Consider the following 12,686-nt stretch of genomic DNA (forward strand, 5'->3'; position numbering starts at 1 on the left):
ATTGTGAACACAGAGGACTCCCAGATTCGTCGGCGCCCATTAGGGGAAGATGTGTGCTATGGGCAGCGAGAAGTGGCCCTCGGAGGTGTGGGCCGTTGAGTACGCCACCCTCACCGGGGAGCGAGAAGTGGCGGTCATGGCGGGGCTGTCCGAAGCGTTGATGTGGATGGACAACTTGGCGCGCACCAGCGCCGCGTCGCCGGTGTTGCTGCGATCCGACACCCGCTTCGAGCGATTCAGCTCCTGACGCGACGCCGCCTGAATTACGAATCGAAAGCCGTGTAGACGCCCAGCAGGTCGCGGGCGGAGACAATGCCGACCAGCGCGCCGTCCCGCTGCACCAGCACGTGGCGGATGTAGCGGTCCATCATGCGGGCGGCGACCTCGTCGACGGACGCGTCGGCGTCGCACCACACCAGCTTCGTGCTCGCCACCTCGGAGACCGCGGCGGTGGCCAGATTGCGCCCAGCGGCGACCGCGCGCACGATGTCACGCTCGCTCACCAGCGCGACCGGCCGCGCGTCGTCGCCGACCACGACGGCCCCCACGTCGCAGGTGACCATGGCCCTGGCGACGTCGGCGATGGTGGCGTCCGCGGGCACGCGGGCCACCGGGTCCCCGGTGATGGTGGAGATCGGCATGGTCCCAGCCGAAGATATTTCAGTCACGTGCACCATCTCGCCACAAGGCGGCGGCCCTTTCTAGTGACCAGAGTCCCCAATCCGCGTCCATCCGGCCCTAGCCGCCGGCCGGAACGCGCGATCAGGCTGACAGGCATGGCACGCGAGCCCGTTCGGTGGGTCGAGCCCGCCCTTGCCGCGGTGACGGTGGTCGCATTGGCGGCCGGCGGTATCGCCTGGCTGGGCGGGGCGCCGCGGGTCGCCGACGGCTGCTGGATCGCGGGCACGGTCGTGGCGGTGGTGCCCGCGATGGTGTGGGTGCTGGCCGGCCTGCGCCGGGGTCGCCTCGGGGTCGACGTGATCGCGGTGTTGTCGCTGGTCGGCACGCTACTGGTGGGCGAGTACCTCGCCGGCGCGTTGATCGCGGTGATGCTGGCCGGCGGACGTGCCCTGGAGGCGGCCGCCGAGCGCCGCGCCTCCCATGATCTGCGGGCGCTGCTGGAGCACGCGCCGAGGTTCGCCCGCCGCCGCGTCGGCTCGGCCGTCGACGTCATCGCGCTGGACGACGTGGCGGTCGGCGATGTGCTGGTGGTCGGCCCGGGCGAAGTGGTGCCCGTCGACGGACGCATTTCCGATGCGGTCGCCGTGCTGGACGAATCGGTGCTGACCGGCGAACCGCTGCAGGTGGAGCGCGGCCTCGGCGAGCCGGTGCGCAGCGGGGTGGTCAACGCCGGCACCGCCTTCGAGATGCAGACCACGGCCACCGCCGACGCCAGCACCTACGCGCAGATCGTCCGCCTGGCCGCGGAGGCCGGGGCGCAGAACGCGCCGGTGGTGCGGCTGGCCGACCGGTACGCGGCGTGGTTCCTGCCGTTGACGCTGTGCGTGGCCGCCGCGGCGTGGCTGGCCAGTGGCTCGCCGGTGCGGGCGGTCGCGGTGCTGGTGGTGGCGACGCCGTGCCCGCTGTTGCTGGCGGCACCGGTCGCGATCGTGTCCGGGCTGTCCCGGGCGTCGCGCCGCGGCGTGGTGATCCGCAGCGGCGGTGCCCTGGAAAACCTAGGGCACGCAACGACTTTGGTGATGGACAAGACCGGCACCCTGACGATGGGTCAGCCCACGGTCGTCGACGTCGCGGCCGCGCCCGGCCACGACGCGATCGAGATCCTGCGGATCGCGGCGTCGGTGGATCAGATGTCTCCGCACGTGTTGGCCGAGGCGATCGTCACCGCGGCGCGGGCGCGCGGCCTGCCGCTGTCGCTGCCGACCAACGTGGTCGAGGAACCCGGCCGGGGCGTCACCGCCACGCTGGACGGAAGGCGCGTGCACGTCGGCAAGTTCGCGCGCGACACCAACCCGGACTGGGCCAGGGCGGTGGTGAACCGCGCCCTGCTCGACGGCGCCGCGATCGCCTGGGTCTGTCTCGACGGGCGCCCCACGGGCGCGGTGTTGCTGCGCGACCCGCTGCGTCGGCACGCGCCACGCACCCTGCGCCGGTTACGGGACGCCGGGCTGAACCGGCTGGTCATGCTCACCGGGGACCGCGCCGAGCCCGCCCGCGAGGTGGGCGCCGTGCTGGGCCTGGACGAGGTGTGCGCCGAACAAAGCCCGGCGGACAAGGTGGCCGCCGTGCGCGCGGAGCGGGAGCGCGCGGTAACGGTGATGGTCGGCGACGGCGTCAACGACGCACCCGCGTTGGCCGCGGCCAGCGTCGGCGTGGCGATGGGCGCCCGCGGTGCCACCGCGTCCTCGGAGGCCGCCGGCATCGTGTTGACCACCGACCGGCTGGAACGGCTCGCCGACGCGATGGACATCGCCCGCTGGTCGCGCCGCATCGCGGTGCAGAGCGCGGTCGTCGGGATGGCGCTGTCGCTGGTCGCTATGGTCGTCGCCGCCTTCGGGTGGCTGCCGCCCGCCGTTGGGGCGCTGGTGCAGGAGGCCATCGACGTCGCGGTGATCCTCAACGCGCTGCGCGCCCTGCGCGGCAATCCCGGCATCGAGGTGGACCTGCCGGCACCGACCGAACAGATGCTGCGGCGCTTCGACGCCGAGCACGACGAACTTCGCGACTCCGTGGATTCGTTGCGGGACGCCGCCGACCGGTTGGCCGCGGCGGCCGACGAGTCGGCCCTGGCGGCGATCAGCCAGGCCCACCGGGTGCTCGTCGAGCGGATACTCCCGCACGAACGCGCCGAGGAGACGGAGCTCTACCCCGCCCTCGCGCACCCGCTCCGCACCAGCGAAGCGACCGCGACGATGAGCCGCACCCACGCGGAAATTCAGCGGCTCTCCGACCGGATCGGCGCCCACCTGGCGCTGGCCCACGGCGGCGGAGGGATCGGCCCCGACCAGGTCGACGACCTCCTCGCGTGCCTGTACGGGCTGCACGCGTTGCTACGCCTGCATTTTCTGCAGGAGGAGGAGAGCTATTTCACCCTGGCCGACGATCAGCCCGGTGAACCCTTGGCGCACAAGCTATCCCGCTGACGGGGGCCGTTTCATGACCGTGCCGGGAAGCTCGGCGCCGATTTCGATGCCGTCGTAGTCTCGCCCGTCGCCCCCTCGAGACCCCTTGCCGCCCAACGGCGGCCGCACCGGGGCCACCGGCAGACCCGGCAGCTGCGATCCGCCCGACGGCAGGGCGGACACCGCGGAGGCGAGTTGCACCGGCGGTTGCACGCCGGGCAACATCCCGACCGTCGCCGGGGGCATGCTCAGCTTTCCCACCAACACGGAGGCACCCAGCGCCCCCCGAGGCGCCAGCATCGACCCCCCTGAGTTGAGGGCGTTCGCAAGGCTGGCGTTCGCCGACGACAGCGCGGCCGAACCCTCCGCGAGGCCCTGGCCGATGTCGGAGCCGACTCCGGAAAGCGCTTTGGCCGCATTCAATTGCGCGAGGTAGCTGAGCAGGTTGACGGGAAAGCCGCCCGCGATGAACTGATTGCCCCAGGTGCTGAAGTAACTGAACCAGCCCTTGTTGGGGTCGAAGGGGCTGACGTTCAGGGCGTCGAGCACCGAACCCGACGTGGCGGCGAACGTGTTGACCGCGGTCTGGCTGTTGCCCGCGGCCGACACCACTGTGGCCTGGGTGGCGGCGCCCGAGGGGTTGGCGACGGGCGGCGGCGGCGTGAACGGCGTGGGCTTGACGGCGCTGAGCGCGGTGGCGCTGTAGCGGTACATCGCCGCCGAATTGCTCACCCACATGGCGTTGTACTCGGCTTCGGTCTCGGCGATGGCCGGCGCGTTGATCCCGAAGAAGTTGGTGGCCAACAACATTGCCAGCCGCGCCCGGTTGGCGGCGACGACGGAGGGGTGCACCACCGTCCAGTGCGTCAATTCGAATGCCGCCGTTACGGTTTCGACGGACGCGGCGATTTCCTGGCACTGCGCCGCGGTGGTCCGCAGCCAGGCGATGTAGGGCTCGAAAGCCCGGGCCATGGCCGTCGACGACGGGCCCTGCCACGTCCCCGCCAGCGACGCCAGCTCCGAGGTGTAGCCGCTAGCGGCCCCCTCCAGTTCGGCGGCGAGTTCCTGCCATACGCCCGCGGCTTCGATCATCGACCAGGCGCCGGGTCCGGAGTGGATCAGCGCCGAGGTGATCTCGGGCGGCAGCAGCCCGAAATCAATCATGTTCGCGCCCCACGCGACAGGGCACGCGTGAACGGCAGCCGCCGTTCAATTGCGCCGCAAATAAACTATCCGGCGGCGAAATTCTGCTTCCGGAGTAGTGAGGAACCATCGTCGTCCCTCATCCTCCGCTGGGCGGTCTGTGTATCACCTTCTTCGGGATTTCCGCCCCGTACTCAAGGTCGTCGAACTTCTGCTGCTTGCGCTTGCGCCAACCGCTGCCCGCCGAGTTGGAAGTCGGCGCCATCATGGGCATCAGCGGCATCCCGGTGAGCCCGGGTTCGGCCGGCAGGGGCGACACCGAGGACGCGAGTTGCACCGGCGTTTGCGTCGCCGGCAGCAGCCCCACCACGGCCGGCGGCGCGGTCAGCTTGCCCAGCGATACCCCGACCCCCATCGCGCCGGAGGCCGCACCGCCGGGCGCGGCGGAGACGGCCCCGGCCAGCCGGGTGATGGACGACGCCAGCGCGCCCTCGCCCTCGGAGAGCCCCAGGCCGATGTCGCCGCCCACGCCCTGCAGCGCCTGGGCGGAGGTGTTCTGCGCCAGGTAGCTGAGCAGGTTGATGGGGAACCCGGACGAGATGAACTGGTTGCCCCAGGTGCTGAAGTAGCTGAACCAACCGGCGTTGGGGTCGAACGGCGTGACGCCAAGCTGGTCGATGACGTTCCCGGTGCTCGCGGCGGGGGCCAAGGCGGCGTTGGCGGCCACCACGTTGGCCTGCTTCGCCGAGGCGGACGGGTCGGCGATGGCGAGCGGCGAGTTGAACTGGGACAGCTGGCCCGTGGCCTGCGACGAGGCCGCCTGATACCGGGCCAGGGCCGCCGAGTTGTTGGCCCACATGGTCTGGTATTCGTCTTGGGTCACGGCGATCGCGGCCGTGTTCTGGCCGAACCGGTTGGTGGCCAGCAGTTGCGCCAGGCGGGTCCGGTTGGCGGCCACCACGGCGGGCAGCACCACGGCCGAGCGGACGGCGGTGAACGCGGCCGCGGCCGACTCCGCCGAGGTGGCCATCTGGTGGGCCTGCTCCGCGGTGGTACGCAGCCAGATGAGGTAGGGCTGCACGGCCTGCAGCATCGCCATCGAGGACGGCCCGTCCCACGACTCAATCAGCGACGACAACACGGACGCATACACCGCGACCGAGTTCTCCAGTTCGACGCCCAGACTCTGCCACGCGCCGGCAGCCTCGATCAGCGACCCTGCTCCGGGACCGGAGTGGATCAGGGTCGAGGTGACCTCAGGTGGCGCGAATAAGTCCATCACATCTCACATTGTCTACGCCGAGTACGCGGCCGGAAAATTTCGCTGACTAAGTTGCAAAGAGACCGGAAACATTACGCTCCCCCCCAGGGTGCCGCCCGAATCCTTCCCCGTCGAGTACCGGATGTGACGAACGATATACCCGTGACGTTAGGGTAACCAAAGTTTTTACCGGTGTCGGCCCTTTTTAGGCAGGTGGCGGCGGATTTCTCAGACGGTCACCGACCCGCCGCGGGGCACCTCGATGATCCGGTCGGCCAGGTCCCGGCGCTGCATCTCCCGCGTGAAGTCGGCCAGCGGTGACGCGAAGACGCCATAGTCGTCGAAGTGCACCGGGATGGCCTTCGGCAGCCTCAGCAGGGCGACCAGGTCCGCGCCCTGACGACCGTCCATGGTTACCGTCAGCCCGAACGGAAGCCGCGGGCCTGCCGGCAGGCGGGTGCCGCCCAGGTGCAGCACGCCGGCGTCGATGGCGTCGAAGCGGGCCGGGATCTCCTTGAGGTCCTCGACGAGCAGGGTGTCGCCGGAGATGTAGAGCCGGCGCGGCGGCGACCCGTCGGCCCCGGCGAATTCCAGCATGGTGCCCATCACCGGCGGCAGCAGCCGCTGCGTCCAGCCCGGACCATGCCGCCCCGGCAGCGACGTCATGGTGGCGGTGGTGTCGCCCTTGGTGATGCTGTGCCGCCCCCAGGTGTCCAGTCCCCGCGCGTTGGCGAAGCCGCGGCGGTGCAGGCGGGTGGCGGCGTGCGGGGTGGTGACGACGGGCAGGCCGTGGTCGAGGTCCCGCTGCGACACCCGGTCCCAATGGTCGCCATGCATGTGGGAGAGCACGATCGCGTCCACCGGCGGGAGCTCGTCGATGCGCAGCGCCGGTTCCTTGAGGCGCCTGGACACCAGCCCGTGGCCTAGGTAGGCGTGTTGCCCGCGATGCAGGAAGTTGGGGTCGGTCAGCAGCGTCAGCCCGCCCGCGGCGATCAGCGTGGTGGCGTTGCCCACGAACGTAACGGTGATGTCCATCCCCGCGGGCTACCCGATCGCGGGCGGCTCACGCTACAGGCCGGGCAGGCAGATGGGCGCCCCGTAGCAGGGCGGTGGGCCCAGCGGCTGGCGGGGGGCGTCGCCCTCCCACACGAATTGGCCGACGTTGCCCATGCCCCCGACCGGGACCCAGTACCAGTGGTGGCAGACGCCCATGTCCCACCGCACATCCGGCATGGGCAACGGCTGGCCCGGGCACCAGTCGTGCGGGACGGTGAAATTGTCCAGGGGCGTTGGGCCGATGACTTGCGGGGCGGGACTGGGCTGCGCCTGGGCGGCGCCCGCGGCCAGCCCCAAACCGGCTACCGCCACGCCGCCGGACAGCAGCGCCCCGGTGATGACCTTCCTGACCGTGTGATTGTTCGACATTGCCGCGCGCCTTTCCTCGACGCTGTGATGCTGAGGCTCAGTATCCGCTCGCGCCGCTCGGATCAGCAGACAATGGACGGATCGCTACCGATCCCGGGAACGGGCCGTCGTCGACAGTTCAGCCCATGTCGACCCAGGTGGTCAGGGCTAGAGCCCCAGCGCCGGTCACGGCCAACAGGATCACATCGAATGGGCGAAGGCGCGGAGGTTCTGCCGCGCCGATCCGCATCTCGCGGGCGATGAGAAAGAGCGGAACCGTCACGCTGATGGCGACGAAGGCTCCGGCGACGATGTAGAGCCAGACGAATCGCACGCCGTGCTTCCTGGCCTCGACAACCATGAGGATGACGACGGACACGCTGAGCATCAGCGCGTCGGCGGTGATGTTGCGCGACGCGGCATTGACCCTGGTGTCCTGCCAGAAAGTGCCGAAGAAGGCGGCGCCGCTGTGTGTGTAAGCGATGGTCTGGCTCCATGTCGCAACGAGCGCCAGGAGCGCGATCACCGCGTACACCGCGCACAGCACTTTGCGAGCGAGGGGCATCGATGCGGGTTGAACCGTCTCGGTCGTTGTCATGGACACACGCTAGGGGAACGCCAACCCCTAGCTGGTGGGATTGACCCGGATATTGGTGCGGCAGCAGCACTTGAGGTTGCTCGCGTGGGTGGGCTGTGCTCAGCCCAGCGTCCGCCGGCTGACGAACTCGCGGCGCTGTCCCGTCAGCGGATCGTCGAACTCGATGCGCTGCGCCAACAACCGCAGCGGCGTGCTGAAGTCGTCGGCCGGCACGTCGATGACGTCGGGATACAACGGGTCACCCTCGATCGGCACCCCCAGCGCTGCCATGTGCACGCGCAGCTGATGGGTGCGCCCAGTGCGCGGGGTGAGCCGGTACAGGCCGTCGGGGGAAACCAGTTCCACCAGCGTTTCGGCGTTCGGCACGCCCGGCTCGGTGGCGGCCTGTAAAACCCCGCGCCGCTTGACGATTCGGCTGCGCACCACCAGCGGCAACGCCAGAGCCGGATCGACGGCGGCGCGGGCCAGGTACGTCTTGCGCACCAACCCCCGCGCGAACAGCGTCTGATAGGCGCCGCGCACCTCGCGGCGGGACGTGAACAGCAGCACCCCGGCGGTCAGCCGGTCGAGCCGGTGGGCCGGGCTCAGCTGCGGCACGCCCAGTTCCCGGCGCAGCCGCACCAGCGCCGTCTGCGCCACATGCCGGCCGCGGGGCATGGTGGCCAGGAAGTGCGGCTTGTCGACGACCACGATGTCGTCATCGCGATGAAGGACCGGGATGTCGAATGGGACCGAAACCTCTTCCGGCAACTCGCGATACAGAAAGATATGCGACCCCGCGGGCAGCACGGTGGCCTCGTCGATCACCGCGCCGCCGGCGTCGACCACCTCTCCCGCAAGGACTTTGGAACGGGCGGCGGCGCCGAACCGGGCGGTCAGCTCGGCCAGCACCGGCCCGCCGCGCAGCCGAACCCGCGCCGGGCCCAGCCCGTCCCGCACGGGAAGTGGCGCGGGCCTCAATGCCGGCTCAATTCAGGGGTACCGGCTCGAGGATCTCGGCGCGCGCCTCCGGGGCGCTCGCCCGCAACTCGTCCGCCGACACGTCGTCGGGCTGGGCCTGCGACAGGATCTCGGCCTCCACCCGCGCGGAGTAGTTCGCCACCTCGCGCTCGACGTCCGCCGCCGACCACCCCAGCACGGGCGCGACCACGTCCGCGACCTCGCGGGCGCAGTCGACGCCGCGGTGCGAGTACTCGATCGAGATGCGCATCCGGCGGGCCAGGATGTCCTCCAGGTGCAGCGCCCCCTCGGCGGTGACGGCGTACAGCGCCTCCACCTTGAGGTAGCCCGGCGCCTCCTTGATCGGGCTGAGCAGGTCGGCGTTTCCGGCCGCCAGGCCCAGCACGTCGCCGATCAGCGACCCGTAGCGGTCCAGCAGGTGCCGCACCCGGTACGGATGCAAACCCTGCAGCGCCGCAACGTGTTCGGCCTGATTGACCAGCGCGAAGTAGCCGTCGGCGCCCAGCAGGCTGACCTTCTCGGTGATCGAGGGTGCCACCCGGGCGGGGATGAACTGGGCCGCGGCGTCGATCGCGTCGGCGGCCATCACCCGATAGGTGGTGTACTTGCCGCCGGCGATGGCCACCAGGCCGGGCGCGGGCACCGCGACGGCGTGCTCCCGCGACAGCTTGGAGGTCTCCTCGCTCTCCCCGGCCAGCAGCGGCCGCAGGCCGGCGTACACCCCGTCGATGTCGGCGTGGGTCAGCGGAATGGCCAGCACGGCGTTGACGGTGGTGAGGATGTAATCGATGTCGGCCTTGGTGGCCGCGGGGTGGGCCAGGTCCAGGTTCCAGTCGGTGTCGGTGGTGCCGATGATCCAGTGGCTGCCCCACGGGATGACGAACATCACCGACTTCTCGGTGCGCAGGATGATGGCGACGTCGCTGACGATGCGGTCGCGCGGCACCACCACGTGCACGCCCTTGGACGCGCGGACCTGAAATCGCCCACGTTGCTTGGACAAGGCCTGGATCTCGTCGGTCCACACCCCGGTCGCGTTGACCACGACGTGGCCGCGGACCTCGGTGACGGCGCCGTCCTCGGAGTCGCGGACCCGCACGCCGGTCACCCGGTCGCCCTCGCGCAGCAGCGCGACCACCTGGGTCGAGGAGCGCACCACCGCGCCGTAGTGGGCGGCCGTGCGCGCGACGGTCATGGTGTGGCGGGCGTCGTCGACGACGGTGTCGTAGTAGCGGATGCCGCCGATCAGCGAGCTGCGCTTCAGGCCCGGGCACAGCCGCAGCGCCCCCGCGCGCGTCAAATGCTTCTGTGCCGGAACGGATTTCGCCCCGCCCAGGCTGTCGTAGAGGAAGATGCCCGCCGCGGTGTACGGACGCTCCCACCACCGGTGGGTCAGCGGGAACAGGAACGGCAGCGGCTTGACCAGGTGCGGGGCCAGCGTGGTCAGCGACAGCTCCCGCTCGTAGAGCGCCTCGCGCACCAGCCCGAATTCCAGCTGTTCGAGGTAGCGCAGCCCGCCGTGGAACATCTTCGACGAGCGGCTGGACGTGCCCGACGCGAAATCACGGGCCTCGACCATCGCCACCTTGAGCCCGCGGGTGGCGGCGTCCAGCGCGCAACCCGAACCCACCACGCCGCCGCCGATCACGCCGACGTCGAACTGCTCGGTGCCGAGCCGCTCCCAGGCCACCTCGCGATGCTGCGGTCCCAGCACGGCCGCCGGCGAGCCCAGCTCGCTGGGCGCGTGGATCGGATCGGTCACGGCAGCGAACTCCTCACCGGAAACTTCCGTCGGTTACTCGCCAGTAGGACGATGTCGAACCCAGGCTAGTCGAGATCGTCGTGGGCCATCAGGCGACGAGCGGCCTCGGTGATCGATCCGGACAACGACGGGTAAACGGCCAGCGTCTGCGCCAGCTCGTTGACGGTGATGCGGTTCTGGACGGCCACGGCGATCGGCAGGATCAGCTCGGAGGCGATCGGCGCCACCACCACGCCGCCGATCACCACCCCGGTGGACTTGCGGCAGAACACCTTCACGAAACCCTGTCGCAGGCCGGACATCTTGGCCCGGGCGTTGGTGCGCAGCGGCAGCGTGATCGTGCGGGCCGACACCGAGCCGTCGTCGATCATGGTTTGCGGCACGCCGACGGCCGCGATCTCGGGCCGGGTGAACACCGTCGCCGCCACCGTGCGCAACCGGATCGGGCTGACGCCCTCGCCCAGCGCGTGGTACATCGCGATCCGGCCCTGCATGGCGGCCACCGAGGCCAGCGGCAGCAACCCGGTGCAGTCGCCGGCCGCGTAGATGCCCGCCACCGAGGTCCGCGACACCCGGTCCACGGTCAGATAGCCGCCGCGGCCCAGCTCGATGCCCACCCGGTCCAGGCCGAGGCCGCCGGTGTTGGGCACCGAGCCGATGGTCATCAGGGCATGGCTGCCCTCGACGGTGCGCCCGTCGGCCAGGGTGACCAGCACGCCGTCTCCCGCGCGGGTGACCGACTGGGCGCGGGCGTTCTTGACCAGCTGGACGCCGCGCTCGGAGAACGCCTCCTCCAGGACCGCGGCGGCGTCGGCGTCCTCGTAGGGCAGCACCCGGTCCCGGCTGGCGACCACCGTCACCGGCACGCCCAGCTCGGTGTAGGCGTGCACGAACTCGGCGCCGGTGACACCCGACCCCACCACGATGAGGTGGTCGGGCAGGGCTTCCAGGTTGTAGAGCTGCCGCCAGGTCAGGATGCGCTCGCCGTCGGGCTGGGCCGACGGCAGGATCCGCGGGCTCGCGCCGGTCGCGATCAGCACCACGTCGGCCTCGTACTCGCTGGTGGTGCCGTCCGGCGCGGTGGCCTTGAGGCGGTGGCAGGCCAGCCCGGGCGTGGGGTCGATCAGCTCGCCGCGGCCGGCCACCACGTGCACGCCCATGCCGAGCAGCTGTTCGGTGATGTCGGCCGATTGCTCCGTGGCGAGTTGCTTGACCCGGGCATGAATCCGCGGCAGCGAGATCTTGGCGTCGTCGATGTCGATGTCGAAACCCAGCCGCGGCGCCCGGCGCAACTCGGTGCGCAGCCAGGTCGAGGCGATGAACGTCTTGGACGGCACGCAGTCGTCCAGCACGGCCGCGCCGCCGATGCCGTCGGAGTCGATCACGGTGACGTGGGTGGTGTCGGGGTGGGAGGTGGCGGCCACCAGCGCGGCTTCGTAACCGGCCGGGCCGCCACCGAGGATCACGATGCGGGTCACCACAGCCCCAACCTAGCGGGGGAACACGGGCGCCCGCACCGCGGCGACGACCCTCGTGAGAAGACCGCCCGTGCGCGTGACGTCTAAGATTTCCCCGTGCCGCTCTACGCCGCCTACGGGTCAAACATGGATCCTGAGCAGATGCTCAAGCGGGCACCCCATTCGCCGATGGCCGGAACCGGCTGGTTACACGGCTGGCGGCTGACGTTCGGCGGCGAGGACATCGGCTGGGAAGGCGCGCTGGCCACCATCGTCGAGGATCCGACGTCCAAGGTGTTCGTCGTCCTCTACGACATGACCCCGGCCGACGAGAACAACCTCGACCGGTGGGAGGGCTCGGAATTCGGCGTGCACAAGAAGATCCGCTGCCGGGTGGAACGCATCTCGTCGGACACCAGCACCGACCCCGTGCTGGCGTGGCTGTATGTGCTCGACGCCTGGGAGGGCGGCCTGCCGTCGGCCCGATATTTGGGTGTGATGGCCGATGCGGCCGAAATCGCCGGAGCGCCAGCCGATTACGTTCACAACCTGCGGACCAGGCCGGCCCACAACATCGGCCCGGGCACCGGCTCGTAGGGCCCGTGTCGATTCTGTCCACGCCGGTGGTCGCAGACGCGCTGGCGCGTGCGTTCGCCGCCGTCGTCAACCCGGCTCCCAAGGCCGCGGTGCGCTTCCCCGAAATTCCCGGCGAGACCTCGCAAGTCACCATCCCCACCCGGCACGGCCCGGTGCCGGCGACCGTCTACCACCCGCCGGCCGGCACGACGAACCCCCCGGTGTACGTCAACGTGCACGGCGGCGGCTTCGTGATCGGGCATCCACAACAAGACGACCCGTGGTGCCGCTACCTGGCGGCCCACGGGGGCGCGGTGGTGGTCAACCCGGACTACGTGCTGGCGCCGCGGCCCGCCGTTTCCCCCGCGCCGCCGGACGGGGTAGCCCAAGTGCGCGGGGGGGGCCCCCCCGCCCCGGCGCGGGGCGGGCCCCCGGGGGGGGG

13 protein-coding genes are annotated in these 12,686 nt (G+C 70.6%); 4 read left to right on the plus strand and 9 right to left on the minus strand.

Annotated features, from left to right (window positions below; all coding sequences use genetic code 11):
- Positions 1-58 precede the first annotated feature (58 nt).
- Positions 59-247 (plus strand): hypothetical protein, encoded by a 189-nt coding sequence (locus tag A5730_RS21770; protein ID WP_055405509.1) that lies wholly within the window; start codon positions 59-61, stop codon positions 245-247.
- Between the two features lie 16 nt (positions 248-263).
- Here A5730_RS21770 and A5730_RS21775 read toward each other — a convergent pair whose 3' ends face one another.
- Complete coding sequence (locus A5730_RS21775) at positions 264-668, minus strand: CBS domain-containing protein (protein ID WP_067905219.1); 405 nt, start codon at positions 666-668, stop codon at positions 264-266.
- Between the two features lie 108 nt (positions 669-776).
- On the opposite strand from A5730_RS21775, the gene A5730_RS21780 reads away from it, so the two are divergent.
- Positions 777-3,104, plus strand: a complete 2,328-nt coding sequence (locus A5730_RS21780) for a heavy metal translocating P-type ATPase (RefSeq protein WP_067905171.1) — start codon at positions 777-779, stop codon at positions 3,102-3,104.
- Here A5730_RS21780 and A5730_RS21785 read toward each other — a convergent pair.
- The 8 genes from A5730_RS21785 to A5730_RS21820 form a co-directional block, all read right to left on the minus strand.
- Positions 3,093-4,244, minus strand: a complete 1,152-nt coding sequence (locus tag A5730_RS21785) for a PPE family protein (protein ID WP_067905221.1) — start codon at positions 4,242-4,244, stop codon at positions 3,093-3,095. The genes A5730_RS21780 and A5730_RS21785 overlap by 12 nt on opposite strands.
- Positions 4,245-4,365: 121 nt before the next feature.
- Complete coding sequence (locus A5730_RS21790) at positions 4,366-5,505, minus strand: PPE family protein (RefSeq protein WP_067905173.1); 1,140 nt, start codon at positions 5,503-5,505, stop codon at positions 4,366-4,368.
- Between the two features lie 210 nt (positions 5,506-5,715).
- Positions 5,716-6,522 (minus strand): MBL fold metallo-hydrolase, encoded by an 807-nt coding sequence (locus tag A5730_RS21795; RefSeq protein ID WP_067905176.1) that lies wholly within the window; start codon positions 6,520-6,522, stop codon positions 5,716-5,718.
- A 33-nt stretch (positions 6,523-6,555) separates the two neighbouring features.
- Positions 6,556-6,912 carry a hypothetical protein gene (locus A5730_RS21800; RefSeq protein WP_067905178.1) on the minus strand — a complete coding sequence of 119 codons (357 nt, stop codon included), beginning with the start codon at positions 6,910-6,912 and terminating at the stop codon, positions 6,556-6,558.
- A gap of 118 nt (positions 6,913-7,030) precedes the next feature.
- The gene (locus tag A5730_RS21805) at positions 7,031-7,489 is read right to left on the minus strand and encodes a DUF2834 domain-containing protein (RefSeq protein WP_067905224.1); all 459 of its coding nucleotides are present in this window, start codon (positions 7,487-7,489) and stop codon (positions 7,031-7,033) included.
- A gap of 99 nt (positions 7,490-7,588) precedes the next feature.
- A complete protein-coding gene (locus tag A5730_RS21810) occupies positions 7,589-8,461 on the minus strand; it encodes a pseudouridine synthase (protein WP_231994758.1) in 873 nt (290 codons plus the stop codon).
- On the minus strand, positions 8,457-10,211 hold the full coding sequence (locus A5730_RS21815; RefSeq protein ID WP_067905184.1) for a glycerol-3-phosphate dehydrogenase/oxidase: 1,755 nt from the start codon (positions 10,209-10,211) through the stop codon (positions 8,457-8,459). Before A5730_RS21815 ends, A5730_RS21810 begins: the two co-directional genes overlap by 5 nt.
- A 65-nt stretch (positions 10,212-10,276) precedes the next feature.
- Positions 10,277-11,692 (minus strand): NAD(P)H-quinone dehydrogenase, encoded by a 1,416-nt coding sequence (locus A5730_RS21820; protein WP_067905187.1) that lies wholly within the window; start codon positions 11,690-11,692, stop codon positions 10,277-10,279.
- A 93-nt stretch (positions 11,693-11,785) separates the two neighbouring features.
- Between A5730_RS21820 and A5730_RS21825 the strand changes: the two genes are divergently transcribed.
- Positions 11,786-12,265, plus strand: coding sequence for a gamma-glutamylcyclotransferase (locus A5730_RS21825; RefSeq protein ID WP_067905190.1), 480 nt, complete (start codon positions 11,786-11,788; stop codon positions 12,263-12,265).
- Positions 12,266-12,270: 5 nt separating this feature from the next.
- A partial coding sequence (locus tag A5730_RS21830; RefSeq protein ID WP_197506311.1) for an alpha/beta hydrolase fold domain-containing protein occupies positions 12,271-12,686 on the plus strand: 416 nt, incomplete at its 3' end.

It is taken from the genome of Mycobacterium sp. ACS4054 (genome assembly GCF_001667275.1).
In the GTDB taxonomy this organism is placed as follows: Bacteria; Actinomycetota; Actinomycetes; order Mycobacteriales; family Mycobacteriaceae; genus Mycobacterium.

Bases quoted from the DNA above. Each gene is read 5' to 3' on its own strand.
- A5730_RS21770 (WP_055405509.1), top strand. From the start codon at position 59: ATGGGCAGCGAGAAGTGGCCCTCGGAGGTGTGGGCCGTTGAGTACGCC.
- A5730_RS21780 (WP_067905171.1), top strand. From the start codon at position 777: ATGGCACGCGAGCCCGTTCGGTGGGTCGAGCCCGCCCTTGCCGCGGTG.
- A5730_RS21790 (WP_067905173.1), bottom strand. From the start codon at position 5,505: ATGGACTTATTCGCGCCACCTGAGGTCACCTCGACCCTGATCCACTCC.
- A5730_RS21795 (WP_067905176.1), bottom strand. From the start codon at position 6,522: ATGGACATCACCGTTACGTTCGTGGGCAACGCCACCACGCTGATCGCC.
- A5730_RS21800 (WP_067905178.1), bottom strand. From the start codon at position 6,912: ATGTCGAACAATCACACGGTCAGGAAGGTCATCACCGGGGCGCTGCTG.
- A5730_RS21805 (WP_067905224.1), bottom strand. From the start codon at position 7,489: ATGACAACGACCGAGACGGTTCAACCCGCATCGATGCCCCTCGCTCGC.